Annotated in this window: 16 protein-coding genes; 10 read left to right on the top strand and 6 right to left on the bottom strand. The window is 45.9% G+C overall.

Annotated elements, in window-relative coordinates; all coding sequences use genetic code 11:
* Positions 1-143: 143 nt before the first annotated feature.
* The 5 genes from MHI48_RS13160 to MHI48_RS13180 all read right to left on the bottom strand — a co-directional run bounded on the left by MHI48_RS13160 (position 144) and on the right by MHI48_RS13180 (position 8076).
* Positions 144-779 (bottom strand): response regulator, encoded by a 636-nt coding sequence (locus MHI48_RS13160; RefSeq protein WP_036608667.1) that lies wholly within the window; start codon positions 777-779, stop codon positions 144-146.
* Entirely contained in the window at positions 776-3115 is a 2340-nt protein-coding gene (locus tag MHI48_RS13165) for a sensor histidine kinase (protein ID WP_235193800.1), read from the bottom strand. The genes MHI48_RS13160 and MHI48_RS13165 overlap by 4 nt, the downstream gene beginning before the upstream one ends.
* A 128-nt stretch (positions 3116-3243) precedes the next feature.
* Positions 3244-5283, bottom strand: coding sequence for a serine hydrolase (locus tag MHI48_RS13170; RefSeq protein WP_405144234.1), 2040 nt, complete (start codon positions 5281-5283; stop codon positions 3244-3246).
* Positions 5284-5604: 321 nt separating this feature from the next.
* Entirely contained in the window at positions 5605-6189 is a 585-nt protein-coding gene (locus MHI48_RS13175) for an AAA family ATPase (protein WP_405144236.1), read from the bottom strand.
* Between the two features lie 87 nt (positions 6190-6276).
* Positions 6277-8076: an ABC transporter substrate-binding protein gene (locus tag MHI48_RS13180; protein ID WP_405144238.1), complete on the bottom strand. Its 1800-nt coding sequence runs from the start codon at positions 8074-8076 to the stop codon at positions 6277-6279.
* 134 nt (positions 8077-8210) lie between these two features.
* Here MHI48_RS13180 and MHI48_RS13185 point away from each other — a divergent pair, with 134 nt between their 5' ends.
* The 6 genes from MHI48_RS13185 (at position 8211) to MHI48_RS13210 (ending at position 15505) form a co-directional block, all read left to right on the top strand.
* Positions 8211-9830 carry a DUF4153 domain-containing protein gene (locus MHI48_RS13185; protein ID WP_405144240.1) on the top strand — a complete coding sequence of 540 codons (1620 nt, stop codon included), beginning with the start codon at positions 8211-8213 and terminating at the stop codon, positions 9828-9830.
* Positions 9831-9922: 92 nt separating this feature from the next.
* Positions 9923-10273, top strand: a complete 351-nt coding sequence (locus MHI48_RS13190; protein WP_235193801.1) for a hypothetical protein — start codon at positions 9923-9925, stop codon at positions 10271-10273.
* The gene (gene yidC / locus MHI48_RS13195; protein WP_405144242.1) at positions 10210-11097 is read left to right on the top strand and encodes a membrane protein insertase YidC; all 888 of its coding nucleotides are present in this window, start codon (positions 10210-10212) and stop codon (positions 11095-11097) included. Before MHI48_RS13190 ends, yidC begins: the two co-directional genes overlap by 64 nt.
* 287 nt (positions 11098-11384) lie before the next feature.
* Positions 11385-13352: an AraC family transcriptional regulator gene (locus tag MHI48_RS13200; protein WP_405144244.1), complete on the top strand. Its 1968-nt coding sequence runs from the start codon at positions 11385-11387 to the stop codon at positions 13350-13352.
* A 117-nt stretch (positions 13353-13469) separates the two neighbouring features.
* The gene (locus MHI48_RS13205) at positions 13470-14495 is read left to right on the top strand and encodes a FecCD family ABC transporter permease (protein ID WP_405144246.1); all 1026 of its coding nucleotides are present in this window, start codon (positions 13470-13472) and stop codon (positions 14493-14495) included.
* Positions 14492-15505, top strand: coding sequence for an iron ABC transporter permease (locus MHI48_RS13210; RefSeq protein ID WP_017688818.1), 1014 nt, complete (start codon positions 14492-14494; stop codon positions 15503-15505). The genes MHI48_RS13205 and MHI48_RS13210 overlap by 4 nt, the downstream gene beginning before the upstream one ends.
* Positions 15506-15743: 238 nt before the next feature.
* On the opposite strand, the gene MHI48_RS13215 is transcribed toward MHI48_RS13210, so the two are convergent.
* Positions 15744-16853, bottom strand: a complete 1110-nt coding sequence (locus MHI48_RS13215) for a helix-turn-helix transcriptional regulator (protein ID WP_405144248.1) — start codon at positions 16851-16853, stop codon at positions 15744-15746.
* 129 nt (positions 16854-16982) lie between these two features.
* On the opposite strand from MHI48_RS13215, the gene MHI48_RS13220 reads away from it, so the two are divergent.
* The 4 genes from MHI48_RS13220 to MHI48_RS13235 all read left to right on the top strand — a co-directional run bounded on the left by MHI48_RS13220 (position 16983) and on the right by MHI48_RS13235 (position 20510).
* Complete coding sequence (locus MHI48_RS13220; protein ID WP_405144250.1) at positions 16983-17690, top strand: class I SAM-dependent methyltransferase; 708 nt, start codon at positions 16983-16985, stop codon at positions 17688-17690.
* On the top strand, positions 17674-18771 hold the full coding sequence (locus tag MHI48_RS13225; RefSeq protein WP_405144252.1) for a saccharopine dehydrogenase family protein: 1098 nt from the start codon (positions 17674-17676) through the stop codon (positions 18769-18771). Before MHI48_RS13220 ends, MHI48_RS13225 begins: the two co-directional genes overlap by 17 nt.
* A gap of 74 nt (positions 18772-18845) precedes the next feature.
* Positions 18846-19139 (top strand): hypothetical protein, encoded by a 294-nt coding sequence (locus MHI48_RS13230; protein ID WP_036608638.1) that lies wholly within the window; start codon positions 18846-18848, stop codon positions 19137-19139.
* 78 nt (positions 19140-19217) lie between these two features.
* Positions 19218-20510, top strand: coding sequence for an amidohydrolase (locus MHI48_RS13235; protein ID WP_405144254.1), 1293 nt, complete (start codon positions 19218-19220; stop codon positions 20508-20510).
* Positions 20511-20699 lie beyond the last annotated feature (189 nt).

A 20699-nucleotide genomic window follows, 5' to 3' on the forward strand; every position in this document is an offset into this window, starting at 1 on the left:
CAGACGTATCAAGCATGAATGCTCCTTATAGGAAAACCTCATAGTAAAGTAAATCAACAAATAGAGCGGTTCAGAACAAACCTCAGGTTGTATTACAGGGTGTTCTGCCGCTCTTTTGTTGTTCTTTTAAAGTGGTACATGTTTTACCGTTTCTCAGGGAGTGTTACGTCACCGAGAATCCCTGCCTGATAGCCTTTGACTACAGCACCAACTCTGGACTTCACACCAAATTTCTGCGTAATAGAAGTTATATGATACTCCACTGTACGTGGACTGATCGCCAGATCCTGTGCAATCTCCTTGTTGGTCATCTCCAGTGCAATGCGGTTAAGCACTTCCCGTTCAGTTGCTGTGAGGGATTGCTCAAGATTAGGAGATAACATTTTCTCTGGAATAAGCACATGACCCAACATACTTTGGTGGATGGCGTTGATAATCTGTCCATACGTTGCTTGCTTTGACAAGTAGGCATGAACGCCCAGATCATAAGCTTTTAACTGGAATTCGTGATAGTTGTATCCGGATAGCAGTATAATTTTGACGGATAACCCGTATTGATCTTTCAATCTTCTCACAACCTCGAACCCGTCAAGCTGGGGCATGCGGATATCCATCACAACAACATCTGGTCGCAACGCCTCTACTTCGGATAAAAAAAGCAATGGATCGCTGAATGTTTTTATTACCTGTATGCCGGGTTCGCGGTTTAAGCGGTTGTTGAGACCTTCCATGACCAGGGGGTGATCATCAAGCAGTACGACTGTAATGGGTTCGCTCATTGTTCAGTTGCTCCTTTGGTTAAAGGCAAACGGATGTTGATTGAGGTTCCTTTGCCAAGGCTGGAATGTATGGTGAATTCTCCACCGAGATGCTGAATGCTGCTTTGTATGGATATCAAACCGAAGTGCCCTGTTGCAGTATCAAATGTGGTATGAACATTAAACCCCAAGCCGTCATCCTCTACTTGGAGAATCAAGTCAGTATCCCTTGTATGTACCTGAATGGAGCAGAACGACGCCTGTGCGTGCTTCATCACATTCATAATGAGTTCGCGGACCGTCCGAAAGACGGTGGACTTCAGAGGTTCGTGCTTCAACTCTTCAGAGAGGGCGTTGTAGTTTAGTTCCATTCTGATGCCACTTTGCATTTGAAGTGTACGGATGAGCCATTGCAACGCTTCCTCAAGATCACTTCGATCCATAATATGAGGGTAGAGATCATCGCACAATTGACGTATATCTCTCTGGGAAGCATACAGGCACTCCAGCCAAACAGCCGTTTGATCCTTATGCGTATCTCCGGTATCGTGTAATTCCTCCAAATCACGAGACAGGAAAATCAGGTTTTGAAGCAGTTGATCATGAAGGAAATAAGAGGTTTTCATACGCTCTGCCTGTTGGGCTTCCATCATAATATCATTGAACTGCCGATGACGGCGTATCTGGTATTCATGAAGAGCTGTCTGGTCTACACGGTATTCATATCGCTTCTGCAGATCGGATAAGAGTCTCCCATTGACGAGCATTCGAATTGCTTCCAGCCTGCCTTGATCAATGATATCCTGCTCTTCTGCTGAAAAAAGGGTGCGATTTTCTTTGTGACCGATGCCCAAAAATCCTATCGTCTCCGTAGTGGGTTCACCTGATAGCTCCCAAACCTGTGCCAATTCATATTTTTGTCGTAAAACTTCAATATCCAAAATCTGGTTATCTATATTCTGAATGGAAGCAAAAATCCCTGTGCCTTCCTGAGAATATCTGTGTTTATCATCAATCCATATGAGAATTACACCTTCAATATCCAGCATCTTGTGGAACATCTCGGCAAACACGTGAATCATGTCCCGCATGTTTTGCTGCTCAGCCATTCGCACAGTCAACCGCAGTTGCTGGTGTTCCAGCCAGTCTTTGTTAAGTTTGTTTTTCTTGCGTGAGCGTGTGAGCGTGTACTGATACACCCAAGTGATCAGCAAAAACGAGACAAACAGCAAGCTGATATGAATTAACGAATGCAGGTGAGAAGCAGCCAGAAACAGTAAAAATGCGATTAAAGCATATAGTCCATGAATCATCAATCTTGGCATAACCAGTTTGAGGTCAAGCATACTCCGTTGTACAAGTACATAAGTGAACATCCATGATAAAGGCAGAAATCCAATTAATGTGTACTCTACAGGCAATAACGGTTCACCTTGAAGCAGGGTTGGAATAGCAAAACAGATGATGAAGGGAATCAGGCTGACAATAATTCCTGTTAACATGAGCAATAGCTGGTTCTGCTCCTTGCGATTGTAGCTTTTACGATTAACCCATGTCATCCAGATTAAGATCAGAAGGGTTGCACAAAGAATAAAGTTGAGCAGATTGGTTGGACCAGACGGTGCAACAGGAGTACTGACGGTAGTAATGCCTTGATTGATCTGAATATCGGTCATCATCCACTGCTTGATGTACAGAAAGGCAAGGCCAGTAGAGTAGGCAATCGCAATACATCTGCTGATGATTAATAACCATCGAAAACGATGCAGACGGGTACGGAATACAAAAGACACATAAAAAGCAGTTAGACAGTAAGGTAACCATGCCGCACAAAAGGCCAGAATATAATTGGATAAAGGCAACTGGGATGTGTATATCGTCAGTATACATATGGCCATGGACAGGTTAAGGAGGTAGAACAGGCGCATCACTCGTGAACCGGGTTGGTTAAAGAAGGCATAGGTTCCGGTCAACAATAGCAATAATTCTACTATGGATGAGAAGCCGATGTTGAACCATTCACGTGGTCCAGGCTTCATGGTATGTTCGGATGCCTGACCGTGAGAATTCTCAACGTCGATGATGTAGGCTTCAGTCACTAAGAATACACCTTTTTGATGGAGTAACCGGACTCCTCCTTTGGGTTCCAAGGAGATAACGGTGTCACCTGATCTAATCCCGGATGTATAAGCTAAACCTTGCGGATCTACATCATGTACTGCCCAAGAATTGGAGGCATTTGGTGTCAACGAAAGTCCGATATAAGGATTCATAAATGAAGAGATATGGATATACGTGGCTGTCAGTATAAAGCACAACATCGTTACAAACCATACGAAATTAAATTTAGTTTTCATGAATCTATGTAATGAGAGTTTTAGTCGCATGGTAAAATCATCCGTTCTTATAAAATGCATCGTTGGTAAAATGAAGTGGAAAAACAAGCCATGTAGCAATGACATGGCTTGCCGAGCATCACTCTATGTTAATGTAGCAGAGTGCCTAACATTTTGTACATCAAAACTGATGATTCCTGCCTCAGCATAGGTTGCTTCGATCTATAATCCACAGCACCGGTGCTGGATACAGATACTTCCGGACCGTAGAGACCTAGAGCAACCACAAACTGGACACCTTCTTCAGCCCAACGATCCTGTGAACCGATGAGATCGGCAGTTACGGCAGGTGCGCCAAGGAGTTGTTGTGCCGTTCTCGATATGATCACCGCGGCCTCTTGCCTTGTTATGGCTTGGTCAGGATGGAACAATCCACGAGTATTACCTTGCACAATACCCAGTTCAAGAGCGGTTTGAATGTAGGCGGCGTAGGGACTTGATTGGGTATCTTTAAATTTTGGTGATTGAGCTGAAATGGACATTCCGCTTATGCCCACAACCTGTGTTACAAACTCCCCACGACTAACAGGCTTCTCTGGTTCAAATAGGGATTGATCCTGTGGATACAGGCCAATCTGTGTTAAACGATAGATGTACGGAGCATAGGGATGGTCTTCTGGCACATCTTCATAAGGTTTGGCTTCTGGCAATTTCTCGGACCAGCTATCTGACTTGTTGTAATAGAAATACGTGATTTCACCTGACTGATTTTTTTTGAAACCAGCGAGCTTGCCTTCCTCATCCATGAACAACATGTCCTTAACGGGTGTTAAAGTGTGAGTGCCATAAGCATCTATAACCTGAAGACCTTTCTCTGTTGCTGTAATATCATACAACCATGCAGGCAAACGGATATCCCGATATAGTCCCTCGTAGGAATGGAGTGAAGACTCGGGTACGCTATAATTGACATCTTGGACCTCATTACTCGGATAAAAATGATCCATAAATGCTTGAAAAAGCGCTTCTCGCAGATCTGGTCCATCACTGTTGGAGACGATAAATAGTCCAGTCTTCTCGTTAGGCAACAGCCACAGATTGGAGTGGAATCCGTCCAGATCGCCTGCTTTACTCACGACTTTCCGTCCATGATTATACTGCGAATAGGTGGATTCGAATCCGTAACCTGTTCCAGGTATATCCGGGTGTATGGACACATACAGCGTTTGCATTGCTTGGACGGATGACGGTTCTAGTATACGTGCACCCTGGTACGAACCTTGATTGAGCTGAGCAAGCATAAAGTGAGCCATATCCCGTCCAGTTGTAATTAATCCGCCCTCAGGGGAGCTGTCCGGTATATTGGGATATTGCGGAAGCTCCTGTCCTTCAGCGCCATAAGGAGTTGCGAGTTTACTCAGTGTGTCTTTGCTTAGTGTAAAATGGCTATCCGACATATCAAGTGGGTTGAATATATGCTGTTGTACATAAGTCTCAAACGGAAGTTTGGACTGTTTCTGAACAATGTAGCCCAAGAGTGCATAACCGTAATTGTCATAACGGAAAACTTCTCCTGGATTGCGAACAACGGACGGTTTGTTGTCCTGGATGAATTGCTCAAGCGGATAAGAATGATTCAACTCCCTGGGTATAGCTGCTGCATCTGTGAAATCAAACCCGCTGGTGTGGGTCATCAGATGATCCAATGTTAACGCTGTTCCGGTATGGTTGGTCAGATTAAGACCATCTGTGTATGCGCTGATATCCTGATTAAGTTTTACGTTACCTTGCTCGGTCAATTGCATAATAGCGGTTGCTGTCAGCGTTTTGGAGATGGAGGCTACACGGAATAGAGTGGAGTCGGCGTCGACGGGGATTTGTTTTTCCACATTGGCATAACCATATCCTTTATTCAAAACGATCTGTTGATCGTGAACAACGGTGACTACCGCACCTTTCAGAGCAGACTTCACTTCAGGTTGGGCGAAGAATTGATTGATGAACGATTCAGTTTCCTGAGGGCTTACCTGAGGAAGAGGGAGACTGCTCTCTGCCGATACACTGGTTATTGTGGTGAAACTCAGAGATGCCACCAGGAGGATGTTGGCTACGGCACGTTTCCAATTAGGATTTGATTTGTAGCTGTGTTGTTGTTGTCGAGTTGGACATGTTGCTACATGAGATTTCATGAAATTCTCCTTTGAGTTGAGATATGTTTGTTCTCTTACAGTTAAGTACATCTATAATCTATCAGTTCGAATGTAATGGCGATTCCGTAGTACGCACTTATTATGGCAGGACTACCGCAAACCTTTTTGCGTGATCCCGCAATTGTTGAGGATGAAGAGTGAGTTTTGAGTGAGTTTTGAATGATCTTAAATATATGAAAAGAGGTATTTGTCATGATGGACCCAATGGGGGTCTCGACAAATACCTCTTTTTGTTTTGTCTTCTTATTTTCCATGCAAAGCGACATCGTGCAGAGGAATTGGGACGTAGATTTTATAAAACTACGCGTACATCCGTCGTTCAAGTTCAGCATAGGCAATCGCAGGATCATCACTGGAATTATCAATATAAGCGACGGATGAAGCAGGGAGGGGCCAGGCTATTTCTTTACGGACGAGAGAAGCTGTGAAGGCATCCCAGTTGGCTAACTTCCATTCATCTAGTGGGGATTGTCTTGCTGAGATCCGTTTGTGATACAACGCTTCATTCTCAAGATAAATATAGGCCACACGAACATCCGTATCATCCAGAGTATGTCCAATTCGTTCAAGTTCCTGAGCAATCCAATCCGGGGTACCGATTTCCTTGGTAAATGGCCCCACAACAATCGTATCGATACCCAACTGAACGTTATCCAGAGCGGCGTCCATCGTAATGCGGTACCCAAGATCACGGCACAACCTTTTGTATTCAGGCGAATCTCGGTCGGAAGGATCAAGTCCCTGAAGGGTCATGATCGCCTCAGCCGCGGGACGAAGCAAAATATCCATATCAAAGAAAGCAGCTTTATGTTTACGGGAAAGGGCTGTGGCAAGGGTGGACTTGCCACTTCCGGCCCCGCCGAGAAAGAAAATCAGTTTGCTCATGAATGTAATGCCTCCTTAGTATGGTGCAAGTGCGTGTAAGATGTGAGCTAATATCATTTGCTTATTTTAGCACAATCCATAACAATCTCACTTCATCACCTGCGAAGGAAACCAGATATGACGCAGGTTCACCCAGCCCTGGCTGTTGAAAGATAGACCACGTACCGAAGGCAGATAAGCGGTTTCTACCGGTTTTTCGGATAAATGGAACAGTAAATTCTGACCAACCAAAAATTGCTCAATGCGGTCTAATTCACGAGTTCGATCCGCAGCGATGTGAGAGGCGACGATGGTTTGCAAGATCTCATGGATCGTTATACGAGTAGAATCTTCCAGATGCTCAGACAACGTGGAGTAAAGATCATACCTGCGCAGTTCTTCGTCCCTGTCCCGAATGAGAGAGAAGAGAATCAGATCAGATTCCAACCTCAAGTTTCCTTTGAACTGCTCCATCGTAGCAGTACGGACGGTACAGGAGAAACCGCACAGCTCCAGTATGGACGCCAGATGTTGGGCATCCCTGCGATACTGTGGGATGGTCGCAATTTGCAGTGAGATGGGAGTAGACGAAGTAAGTCGTTTAGTAATATCTCTAAATCCCTCCGGGTCAACCATTCCGGTATTCACCGCACTAAAATCAGTCTCCACGACCTCAGAGTCATCGGCACGTCCGTCATCTCTATACATTCCAGCAAGGCATAACTGAAGGTGTGCTCTTACTTCCGGATCGTTTAACGGTCCGGTTTTTTGTGTATTACACGTGAGTAATTTATGAACCAGTACACCTGCACTAATCTGTGTCCATTCTGCACCCGCAGACGAAGACGGATTATGAACAAGATGAAAGAACGGAGTTTCGATATCTTGGCTATCGTCCATTTTTGCCGAGGCACTCCACGGAATCTGCAGAATATCCACCCGGTCCATATGTGCTCTACCCTGAAAATATGATGAAAAGGCTTCAAGTCTGCACAAGTGATCATCCCAAGCGGTGACCTTGAACGGTCCCGTCCCAACAGGTTTTTGCATCCCATGTACATCACCCGAATGCTTCATCTTATGTTCGTTTGTTCCTGGTGAGGGTACAATCGCCGCACGACTTGTTGTCAGGAAGGACAAAAACAATTCATGAGGATTTTTAAGCTGGAAACACACGGTTAAGGAATCGACCGCTTCAATAGATAGAATCTGTTTACTTACATCACGGTACAGTGTCCGGCGATCTGTAGATTGCAGCCGTTCAAACGTATGAACAATATCATGGGCTGTCAACAACTGACCATCGTGAAATGTAATACCTTTTCGCAAATAAAAGATCCAGGTCTTTCGGTCTACACTGACATCCCAGGTATGAGCGAGACATGGGAGGATCTCTCCCTGTTCACCCCGCTGAACCAACCCGTCAAAGACATGGCTGGTAACAAAGGATTCAGCTAATAGATTAATGAACAGCGGATCAAGGGCATGAAGCTGTTGGCGCAGGGGCAACCGAAGCGTATCAATCTGCTCATTATTGGTGCCGGCTTCCGTATGATGTCCTGAATACCCAAGCAACCACTGGTTTAGATGATCCTGCATGATTGTTGAACTGGAGAATGCGCTCACCTGCTCGGCAGCTTCCTGTAACTCCCGGCGATTCATGGCCTGCATCATATATTCTGCGGCGATTTGATCAGCCGGAACAAGCAAGGTCAGTGAAGAACGCCGACCCCGGCCACGCTGGGAAACCCAACGAATCCAATCATGGGCAACCATCTTTTTGACAATCGTTAACGTATTGCGGTGTGTACAATTTAGCAACTCAGCGAGATCGGCGAGTGTAAGTTCATGTTCTGCATGGTGACCGTAATGACGATGTAACAGCAGATATTGCTGATGTAATTTCAAGTGTTGATTCCCTCCTGGAGGTGAACTCTGACGTATTCCTCTAAAATAAGAAGTTTTGTCGATTTTAATTTCTATTTATATTCCTATTTTATCATCTAGAATATAGCATAGAAAGGTTAATGGAGGTTTTTCCCATGATTGATAAAATAATGGCTTCACCGCAACGCGCTCTAATCACGCTACTGTCTGCATGGATGCTGGCGATCATTCACCAGTATTTATTCTATGGTAATGAGATTGGCGTATCGTATCCTATCTTTGTAATTCTCTTTTATGTGTTCATGTATCTGTTTGCACGGGATCGCATGAGGTCTTTCAAGTTCATTGATGCTTTTGTAGCGGCTGTAGTGCTATTGTTGTCGCTAACGTTTCTGTTATACGACAATGAACTGCTGTATGTTCTTAATTTTCTGGTCATACCTGGCGTAGTTATCTTACATATGACGTATCTGATGGGCAGAAAACAGAAGCAGTGGTGGGAGATTGGTTTGATTGGTACGGCTATTGACCACATGCTGCCTCAAGCCATACGTCATTGGGGGACTGTTGCCGCCATTGCTGTGAGAGCAGGTGGGCGTGGCATGGGCAAATCCCAGAAAACAGTTGTTTTCAAAGTACTCATTGGTCTTGTGGCGTCCTTGCCTATCCTCATTGTAGTCGTTGCATTACTTTCCTCCGCTGACGGGGTCTTTAATCAGTATTTAGCCGGTTTTCCGGAGTGGCTGAATCAATTGGCTTTTACTCCAGGGATACCGAGAATCATCTGGATTGTCATCGCAGGTATATTGCTGTTTGGTTATGTATGGGGATTTGTACAGCCAATGCAATATGAGGCAGAGAAGAGAGCGAACGCACATTGGAAAAATGGAGTAGCATCCACGGTTGATAAGCGTGATCAGACCTATATATTCTCTCCTGTGGACCCGGCCACTGAAGTTCAGGTTACCAATAAGATTACACCCGAGCCCGAACGCACTCCGGTTCATCGGGAACCATTCAGATTGGACCCCATCATTGTGGGGACGATGCTGATTGTCATTAACTGTGTGTACGTTTTGTTTGTACTTGTACAGTTTTCGTATCTGTTTGGTGCAGGAGAGGGGCATCTTCCGGTAGATCTGTCTTACGCAGACTATGCAAGAAGTGGATTCGCAGAGTTAATTCTCGTCACAGGTATTAACTTCTTTATTCTTATTGTTGCTTTGCAGTATACCCGTTCGAGTGGCAAAGCGGGTTCCATCGTACATCAGGTACTTCTCCTGATTCTGGTCAGTTGTTCAGCAATTATGTTGTATTCCGCGTTTATGCGCCTAAATCTGTATGAGCAGGCATATGGATATACGTACATCCGCTTCCTGGTACACGCATTCATGATCTTCCTCGCACTCCTGTTGCTGATTGCTGGCCTTCGTATACGGTACACGTCAATACCGCTGATCCGCTGGTATATTGTGCTTGCGCTCACTGCATATGTTGCTATCAATTATGTGGGCATGGATAAACGGATTGCCGAGCTGAATATTGAACGTTATCATCAGACTGGCAATATTGATGCAACCTATCTGGCAAGTCTGTCGGCAGATGCAGTTCCGTTACTTCGAGAGTTTGCTCAGGAGGAGTATCCGGATCTTAAGAGGGAAATGCTGGAACGTCAAGCCTACCTGGACGAGGATGCATCAGATCGTTCATGGCCTTCTTATAACGTGGCGAGACACCGAGCTGAGCTAGAAATGTCCAAATTGAGAACGGAATAGCTGAATAGTAGTTGTTTTCACGTACGGATTTATGCAAAAACAATATGTAAGTGTTATAATATAAAAACTAACCTATAAAGGGGGTGAATCCCTTGTTTGAACTGCAGGAGTTATTACCATATTTATTCTCGATTGGACTCATCTTCACCGTCAGTTATGCCTATATTGCCCATCTTCATTGTGGCATGACAGAGTACTGGATGGAAGGTGGCGCCGGTGGTGGACTTGAACCTGTACTTCCCGCCCTGTGTTTGGACAGACAGCACAGACAGGAAGACTGGAGCCGCATGATTAGACGAAGAGAAGCGCCCGATGAAGATGAACCAGATTGTCATTCCTCGTTGAACGATTGGTCAACAAATCAACGAGGAGGATATATATGGAACATAAGACCAACAAGGGATTCACTTTTACTTCGGGCAAGGGACGGATCTATGGCCTGATTGTCATTTTGTTTGCAGTCATGCTGCTTGCCGGATGCAGCAACAACGTGTCGGAGATTACTTCATCGACACCGGGATTTTTTAATCACTACATTGTATTTCCACTGTCGTATCTGATTCAGCATATTGCCACCATATTTAGCGGAAGCTACGGGGTCGCGATTATCGTGATTACGCTGGTCATTCGTTTAGCATTGTTGCCCTTGATGATGCGTCAAGCCAAGTCCCAGCAGGGAACACGAGTCATCATGAACGCCATGAAACCCGAGATGGATGCGCTCAAGAAAAAATATGAAGGCAAAAATGATCCTGCTGATAAGCAAAAGATGTCTCAGGAAACGATGGAGCTATACAAGAAACATAAGTTCAATCCGCTGAACATTGGTTGCTTGCCGATGCTCATTCAGCTGCCTATACTTTCAGGTATTTACACAGCCATCCGACTTACACCGGAGTTGTCCTCCCACTCGTTCCTGTGGTTCAAACTGGGAGCGCCGGACTACGTACTCGCTGTGGTGGTTGCGGTCATATATCTGATTCAAGCCAAGGTATCACAAGCCAATATGGCGCCTGAGCAGCGAAAACAGTTCGCCATTATGGGTTATCTCTCCCCATTGATGATGGCATTCTTTTCTCTTACAGCTCCGGCAGCGATGCCGCTCTACTGGACCGTTGGGGGTTCGTTCCTGGTACTACAGACATTATTGTTCCGTAAAATGTACCCGGTGGAACACCCACAGGAGCCTGTGGTTGTGGAAGTAAGTAAGAAAAAGAATAAAAAATCCAGCTCCGCCAAACCTTCTCGGAAACCTGCAAAGTCTTAATAAACTTGGTCGCAGGTGACAAGAGAAACATGGTGACTACGTAATCTTGTTAAATACAATAAACATAATGAAGAAGCCTGATCCATATGGATCAGGCTTCTTTTTTGTACTATCAGGTGTTCCTTTTTAGTTTTTTACGAAAGCGGATGGAAAGCATAACGTCCACTGCCTGTTCCCCAATATCACTTAATGATATATACTTACCTGATCAAATGTGATATTGATAATCAATATCAATTATTAAGTGATGTATACATTGGAAAAAGTGAAACGAGGAGTGCGGGTAGATGCAAGAGGAAGAAGCAAGACAGGGATTTACACCAGAGATGATTGATATGATGGCCAGTATCTGGACACGTTCGATCATTACATTAATAGATGTACGCTTTCAGAATGTAGCGTCACAATACCCGTTGGAGCAATATAAAATGCCTAGTAGCATGTTTATCTATGCATATGGGGGAGAAGCGCAAATCCAACTGAATGAAACCACATTTGCAATGGAACGCTTCGGTTTAGTTCACGGCGGGAAGGGGAGCCTGCTCAGTATTACGCCTAAAGAGGAGATGGTGAAGACCTTTATGGTGTTTTATAGAGCAGAATCACCTCTCTTTTTCAAGAAACATCTGCAACAATTACTGGAGCAAGTAAATCCATTTGTTCAACAGTTTGGTTATACGCCAAGTAATCCCATCTTGCTACGTGATTGGTTCCAACGAATGATGAATGGCTGGAAACGTGGCAAAGCGATGGATCAGCTACAGGCCAAAAGTTTTCTATATCAATTGATTCATGAGGTGTACAGGGATTTGGAGGGTGGTGAGATTCGGTATCTCCAGCCAGATCCAGCCTGTTCTGCCAAGGTATATCTCGATAAACATTACAGGGAGCCGATTATGTTTCAACAAATTGCCGATATGTTTGGGATCAGTGGTGGACAATTGACGCGTTTGTTCAAAAAAAGGGAAGGGATGAACTTACAGGAGTATCTCATTCAGAGAAGGATTGAAGCTGCCTGTCATGACTTGAAACATACAGAAGCGACAGTTAAAGAAATCGCAACAGGAGCTGGTTTCACAGATGAGAAAAACCTGTTCCGCATGTTTAAGAAGCATTACAAGATGACACCAAGTGATTATCGGAAAATAAACGCACTATCCATGCAGGTTGATGGTATTGATAATGATTCTCATCTCCCTTACGATGAGAGGGAACTAGCGAGTCTAGTCAAGTCTTATAGAGATGGGGAATCAACGATGTTTGGAACATTAAGAAGTAAAGAAATGATTTTGGCGGCGGCGATAAGCATGATGCTCTTATTGACGGCATGTACGTCGGGGACGCCAGCGAATAATGGGGGAACGGCAAATACAACACCTGCGCAGACACAGCAGGCGACACAACAAGAAGGGTCGGAGACAAAAGCTTCAGAAGCAGTCTCGCAGACCAGAACGATATCCACAGTTAAGGGTGATGTTGAGGTACCTAACAATCCTCAGCGAGTTGTAGTCGATTATTTGGTTGGTGATGTGGTAGCCCTAGGTGTAACTCCTTTAGGTGTTGCTAGAGCTGCACGGGGAGAGACAGAGCCTGTTTATGCTAACCAGATTACAGACTCCATAAAAGTAGCCATGGAGCCGGAAGATATCATGACGCTTGAGCCGGATCTTATCATTTTGGCATGGAGCGATGAGTCGTATGATGATTTATCCAAAATTGCCCCGACCATTTATGTTCCCTATGGTGATATGACTACAGAAGAGCGGATACAATTTATTAGCGATGTTTTGAACAAACAGGAAGAGGCTAAGGATGTCTTGAATGCTTATAACGGAAAAATCGAAGAAGCAAAGCTAGCCTTTCAGAATGCGGGCCTATCCGATGTGACAATTACGGTTGGAGAATTCAGTGATAAAAGTAACTACATAGCTGGAGCCAAGCATGCCGTTGGCGAGCTTGTTTACGATGAACTTCAATTGCAGGCACCTTCAAAAGTCCAAACGGATATTATCGATGCAGATAAATATTGGGGCGATGTCTCCATGGAAGTATTACCCGCTTACTCGGGGGATTATATGATCTTCTTAGGAGATGGGACAGTTGCTGCTGATAATGCAGTGTGGAATGCCATACCTGCTGTTCAACATGATCGGATCGTAAAGGTGGATTCTTCGCTATCTTGGTCCACCGACGTAATGACTTCCAGTGCATTGATTGATTATATTGTTAGTCAATTGCTGGCATTAGCTAAATAAGAGTTAAAACGAAATTTTAATTGAGCACTCCAAATTTTCAAACATGACCAGTCGAATTTATGGACGTTACTATCCATATTCGTTTGGATTGTCAATAGGTGATGAAAGGGAAACGAGATGAAAAGCAAGCCTGAACATAAACGCCGTGGGGCGATGAACTTCACCATGTACATGGTAGTAGGGCTTGGATTAACGGTTCTCATGTCGGCGGCATCCATTATGTTTGGTGCTGCTGATATGAGGTTAGCAACGGTATGGGAGGCTATTTTCCGATTTGATCCAATGCTCACTGAACATCAAATTATTCAAACCATGCGTCTCCCGCGTACCGTAGCTGATCTGATCGTTGGGTGCAGCCTTGCGGTATGTGGCGCTATCATGCAGGGGACAACGCGTAATCCGCTGGCCGACTCCGGGCTGATGGGGATTAGCTCTGGCGCAGCATTTGCAATTGCACTATGCCTGGCCTTTCTGCCGGGTTATTCGTATTGGCAGATGATGTTGTTCGCTTGTCTGGGAGCAGCGATCGCCACCGGTATGACTTACTTTACCGCGTCACTGGGCAATCGCGGAATGACGCCTCAGCGGCTTGTACTGGCAGGTCTATCTATTTCAATGTTGTTTGGCGCACTCAGTCAGTACTTGGCAATCAATTATGATTTGGGGCGAGCATTGACATTCTGGACGGCGGGTAGCACAGCGGGGGTCAAATGGGGAGAATTGCTGATTATCTCACCGCTCTTTGTTGGGGGTATACTGCTGGCACTGGCGCTGTCCCCTTCCGTTACATTGCTCAGTTTGGGAGATGATGTGGCAAGTGGACTCGGCATTCGTAGCGGACTGGTCAAGATTTTGTCGACAATTATTGTACTTGTACTGACTGGATTGGCTGTTGTTGTCGTTGGCCCGATTGGTTTTGTGGGTCTGATCACCCCGCATATTGTGCGATATATGGTAGGTGTCGACTATCGATACATTATTCCGGCAGCGGCTTTATATGGTGCGTTGCTGACCGTATCGGCCGATTTGGCTGGACGTTTGATCAATAAACCGTTCGAAACGCCGATTGCCATTATATTTTCTATCATTGGTGTGCCGTATTTTCTCTTCTTGGCTCGAAGACAAAGGAGGGAATATGAATGATCAAGCGGCGTTATACGATGAAACGAGGCATTATCATCAATGTAGTGCTTATGGTGCTCATCCTTGTGTTTGCGATCATTAGCATGAATTCTGGCAAAATGAATCTTTCACCGCTAGAAGTGCTGAACGTTCTCATAGGAAACGGTACCGATAAGCAAAATCTGATTGTTTTTGATTTTCGTTTGCCACGAATTGTACTTTCGATCTTGGTAGGTCTGGGAATGGGAGCGGCGGGTGTCGTGATGCAGAGTTTGCTGCGTAATGACATGGCTAGTCCGGGGACACTGGGTATTAGTTCGGGATCGGGTTTGTTTGTCCTGTTCTTTGTTGTATTCATTGCATCCACAGGCAAGAGTTCCTTTATTGCTCTGCCTCTGTTGGCTTTTGTTGGCGGACTATTGGCGGCGGGGTTGATCTTCTTATTATCGTATCGCCGCGGACGAGACATCTCGCCAATCGGTTTGATTTTGACCGGGGTCGCGCTAGGAAGCGGGTACGGGGCGCTGACGACCTTCTTGACACTCAAGCTGGATGATTCGCAGATGAACTTCATGCTGTATTGGCTGGCGGGGAGCCTATGGGGCGATGATTGGGGTTATATCTCCATACTGACACCATGGGTCTTGATCTTACTCGGCTATATTTTTTACAAGGCTCGCATATTGAATGCCCTCCATTTGGGCAATCAGACAGCACAGGGGCTTGGTGTTTCCGTGAAGCGACAGTTCTTGGGGTTGTCAATCGCTGCTGTTGCTTTATCCTCTGGCAGTGTAGCTGTGGGAGGTAGTTTCTTTTTCGTTGGATTGATCGCTCCGCATATGGCCAGAAAACTGGTCGGTCCCGATCACAAATTGCTCATTCCGGCTGCCAGCTTGGCTGGGGGACTAGTCGTGGTGTTGGCTGACACGATTACGCGCACGGTTAGCCTCGTAGGAGATGTGCCAACAGGAATCGTTATTACAGTTATTAGTGTTCCATATTTTCTTTATTTACTAGCAAAAGCCAAATAACACAATCAATAATATAGTCGGAATTTTTTGTGGAAAACGGCTTGGCAGGACTGTGCGCTGCATTTTTAAAGCAGAATGCACGATATCAAAAGTTCAAACATCGAAGTTACCCTGTATTACCGCTATGCTTTTTAAACAATAGCTATAGAAAAAGATGCCATTACGAGGATATCGTATTGGCATCTTTTGATTTTTTCTCATTTGATAGTTAATTTGATACTGGAGAATTATTCAAGATTTATATGGCAGGTTCATCCGACAGCTGAAAACGGGAAACGAAATACCAGATGAGCTCGCGACGTGAGGATACCTTGGTTTTGGCGAAAATGGATTTTAAATGATCCTGAACCGTGTAGACGGAAATATGCATCGCAGCAGCAATTTCCTTGGACGAATAGCTACGTAGCACATATCCGAGCAGTTCCCGCTCTCGACTGGATAATCCATGGCTTTCAGCGAGCAAGGGCAGTAAATCCTGTGGCATCGCCTGCTCCAAATGGATAGCAATCTGATCCGGCCCTGTAAGCTGTTGCATGAGACTAGCATGAAGTATGAGGTAACGCCCATCCGGAAGTTGGATGCAAACTTTGGAGGGTGATTCGGGAGCGATCTGAGTATCCACGACCAGTTCTGCCCGATTCTTGCGCTGCAGGTGGGAACTCACTGCACGTACCGGACGGGGCAGAACATCAGGCCCTACATGTTCCAGCATGCGCAATTGGGACAGCCAATATTGAGCGGAGGCGTTCAGGGATAAGAGCTGGAACGTGTCTGAGGTGATCAAGATTCCGGGTTCCTCGGGACTTTCACTCGTGATCTCATCGATCAGTGTCAGGCTCGTGGACCGCAGCATCGATGCAATAGAAGCGGTCCAGGACTGAATCATCCACCGCTCCTCCTCTGTAAAGACAGCACTTTCTGTCTTACGATATAGGGTCAGATATCCCCAGCAAGCGTCTCCACTGACCAATACAGCACGTAGTTCATCACCAAACCCCGCTGGCTGAAGAATGTTGATATAACGTGGGCTTTGTTCAAGCTGTGAGTTCATGGACGTATGAAGTGTAGCTGTATGCTCACCGCTGCGAATTAATTCAGCGTATTTATGTATATCTTCTTCCATGTATTCATTGATGAATAACCGATCATGAATGGCCTCAATGCCATCTTCTGTCACGGCTCCTGTGGAGAGAAGAGTCAGAGGATCAACGGTAGTGAAACAGTATGCATCGTAAGGTATAACCGTATGGATCTGCTTAAGAACAGCTTCCCGATAGGTATGTGAGGTCCAGGTTCCTTTTTCAAGAGAAGTGATAAGTCTGTGGTTCCGATCAATACGTGATGTCAACAAGATTACTCCTCTCTCTGTGCGCATATCCCAATGTTCTGGGATTGTAGGCTCGCCGTATCCTTCTATAATGAAATTAGACGAACAACGAGTCAAGTCTAACTTCAATTCAAGAGGAGTGCGGTGTCCATGAATCACAATCTATCACCGATGAGCTGGGAAACAGCAGATGTTCATCGTTACGAACAATCGATAGCCCTGAAAATTCCGGGTTATTCTCATATGCATGATCTAATGGAACGGCTGCTTTCAGCATCTTTCGCGAATAACAATGATATTCATATCCTTGTTGCCGGTGCGGGAGGGGGAAAAGAGATTGCTCTGCTCGGATCACGTCATACCGGTTGGACATTGACTGGAGTAGATCCATCACAGCCCATGCTACAACTTGCTGAGAAACGAGTCACGGAAGCAGGCATCGGTTCCAGAGTGAAACTGCAACCTGTCACGGTTGAAGAATTGCCAGAGGATATTGTATATGATGGGGCGACAAGCATGCTCATGTTACATTTCCTTCAGGGGATGGAGGCCAAGAGAACGTTTCTGACCAGCCTCGCAGCTAGACTTAAACCGGGTGCACCACTGATCATTGCGGCTGTAAATGCCGATCTTCGTTCACCTGCACATCCAATCATGATGCAAGCTTGGAAGGATCACATGTTGAGTGTGGGCGTCCTTCCTGAAGAGTGGGAGCGCTTTGCTGCTTCCCTGGGCCGTGAATCCGATCCAATATCCTCTGAAGAGATGACTCAGCTACTGACCGAATGCGGTTTCTCACATATTACACGTTACTTCGGGGCGTTCTGGGTGGAGGGGTATTATGCAATTCGAAACTAGCGTGAAGCCTATGAAAGATCAGATCTGGGTGGTTGGTGGTTATGGTCAAGTGGGGCAGATGATATGTACTCAACTGGGGAAATTGTTCCCGGGTAAAGTATGGGCTGCGGGTACACGCATGAACCGTGCGGAAGAGTTCAGCAGGTCTACAGGTGGTGCTGTGCTACCGCTTCAACTGGATGTAACAAAACCTGTGGAGCCATCCATGTTACGGCCTGTGAAGCTGGTCATCATGTGTGTGGATCAGAGCGATACCCGTTTTGTTGAAGCCTGCGCACAAGCCGGAACCGACTATATTGATATTTCTGCAAAATATGATTTTCTCGCTCAGGTTGAACAGCTCCACACCAAAATGCAACGTTCCAAATCGACCGCGATCCTCAGCGTTGGATTATCACCTGGAGTGACTAATTTGCTTGTGCGCGAAGCGACCATGCATATGGATCAGGTGGAGGAAGCAGACATTACCGTAATGCTGGGACTTGGAGAGAAGCACGGAAAAGCTGCCGTGGAGTGGACCGTTGATCAGATGAATGCCACTTACCAAGTGATGCAAAAGGGCAAACCTGCTGAGGTACAAAGTTTCGGAGATGGCAAACGTATTGATTTTGGAGCAAAACTTGGGCAGCGGAAGGCCTATCGATTTAACTTTTCGGATCAGCATGTGGTTGCTCGGACGTTACGTATTCCAACCGTATCTACCAGACTCTGTCTGGACTCCCGCTGGATCACAAGATCCATGGCAATCTCCAAACGTGCAGGGTTGTTTTCGTTGTTGCGTATCCCGTCTATTCGGAATGGAACGGTTAAGGCATTTGGCCTTATTCCTGGGGGAGAACCGATGTATGCGGTCAAGGTCGATGCCGTAGGATGGGAAAATGGTGAGCAAATCCGCGTCGAACAACTACTGGTCGGTGCAAAGGAAGCAGATGCAACAGCAGCGGTAGCTGCAGCCGTGGCAGAACGTGTGTATAAAACAGAGTTGCCACATGGTGTGTTTCATATTGAACAGTGTCTCTCTCTGCAAGACATTCAGGATGCACTTCATACGCCACTAAAGGTGACGACCAAGATCACCTAGTTTCATGTTCTTTTGCTGAGAACCTCCGATCTGCTATGATGGAACAATAATCATGGCATGAATGGAGGGAGATCATGAACTGCGTTGCTGTATTACCTTATTACAAAGTACAGAGAGAAGTGACAGGTCTCGCCCAAGAGATTGAGATGAATGCCCGCTCCATGATTCTGTATTCAGATAAAATCGTGACCAAATACCGCGAGTTCAACATCACGGAAGTGTTTGATATGTCATTTCGCCGTATGGGCGATGAAGGTGGATTTTTCTATTTGCACACAAGCACAGGAGTATATCCATATATGGTCGAAATCGACCCCAAACCTTTTATACAACATTTCAGAAAGATGACGATCCAAAAATTAAAATGACTTGACCTTGCCGTTACGTGAAGGCTTACCCTCGGATATGGAAGGAACCACAACCAATTCAGAGGAGCCGTGAATGTAATGAGTATACTGATTCAGCAAGCTACGATCCTAACGATGAAAGATGCCGATGCCCCCTTTACGGGGGATATTCGTGTTGAGGGTGATCGCATTACGCATATTGCTGAACACATTGTGCCTCACCCCCAAGATGAGATTATCGATGGACGCAATAAGGTTGCCATGCCAGGACTGATTAATGCCCACCAACATACACCGATGAGTCTGCTCCGGGGATTCTCGGATGATCTGAAGCTGATGGACTGGCTCGAACGCAAAATGTTGCCTGCCGAAGCACGGATGAACCCGGAAGACATCTATTGGGGTGCCAAGTTATCCATCGCCGAGATGATCCGTACGGGTACCACTGCTTTTGCGGATATGTATATCCATATGAACGAAATTGCAGAAGCGGTTAAACAAACGGGTATGCGGGCATCGCTTACACGTGGGATGGTATTCATGGAGGAGGATGGGGGACGCAGGTTGCAGGAAGCGATTGATCTTGTGCAACGCTGGTCTGGAGCGGCCGAGGGACGGATAACAACCATGTATGGGCCCCACTCACCCTACACTTGTCCCATGGAGCCGCTTCGTGAAGTCATTGCCATGGCTGTCACAGAGGATATCCCGCTACATATTCATCTGGCTGAGACGAAGGAAGAAGTTGTGAAGATTCGTGAGCGCTATGGCATGACACCGACAGAGTATCTGGAAGAGGCGGGAATGTTCGAACAGGCACATGTGTTGCTTGCACATGGTGTGCACCTCAATCGAAGGGACATCGGCAGATTGAAGGGCATGCGCGGCGGTGTAGCACACAATCCAGTCAGCAATCTGAAGCTGGGCTGTGGAATTGCTCCAATTACCGAGATGTTGGCTCAGGGAATTAACGTTGGAATCGGAACGGATGGAGCGGGAAGTGCCACAACCGTGGATATGTTCGAGGAGATCAAAGCCGCGACCTGGCTGCAAAAGCTGGACTATAGCGATCCCACTCGCTTGCCAGCCAAGGACGTACTAAGCATGGCTACACGCGGAAGTGCTAGTCTGCTTGGTCTACAGGATGACGTAGGGATGCTTGAGGTGGGGCGCAAAGCTGATCTGATCCTGATCGATCTGGCGAAACCACATCTTCAACCGGTACATGAGGTAGAATCGTTACTGGCTTACAGCGTAAATGGGGCGGACGTGGACACCACGATCGTGAATGGCCAGATCCTCATGAGAGGCAGAAAGCTGCTCACGATCGATGAGGATGAACTTTACCGTGAGGTGAAGGTTAGAGCCAAACGGATTGTTGAGGGAATTTAATTTTAGGTGAATATGATCCGAACTGGAAAATGATTTGTGTTCAAAACGCTATGGAGGCATACTCCATAGCGTTTTTTGTCGAATTGCAACTGGAAGTAGTTCCATGGTCCTGTTCAGAATCGGTTCAGAATGACTCGTTATACTGAGCATGTAGTTGTTCAAATTTGAAATGTATACGAGGAGGAACAT

The sequence above is a fragment of the Paenibacillus sp. FSL H7-0942 genome, assembly GCF_045040715.1.
Taxonomy (GTDB): Bacteria; Bacillota; Bacilli; order Paenibacillales; family Paenibacillaceae; genus Paenibacillus; species Paenibacillus amylolyticus.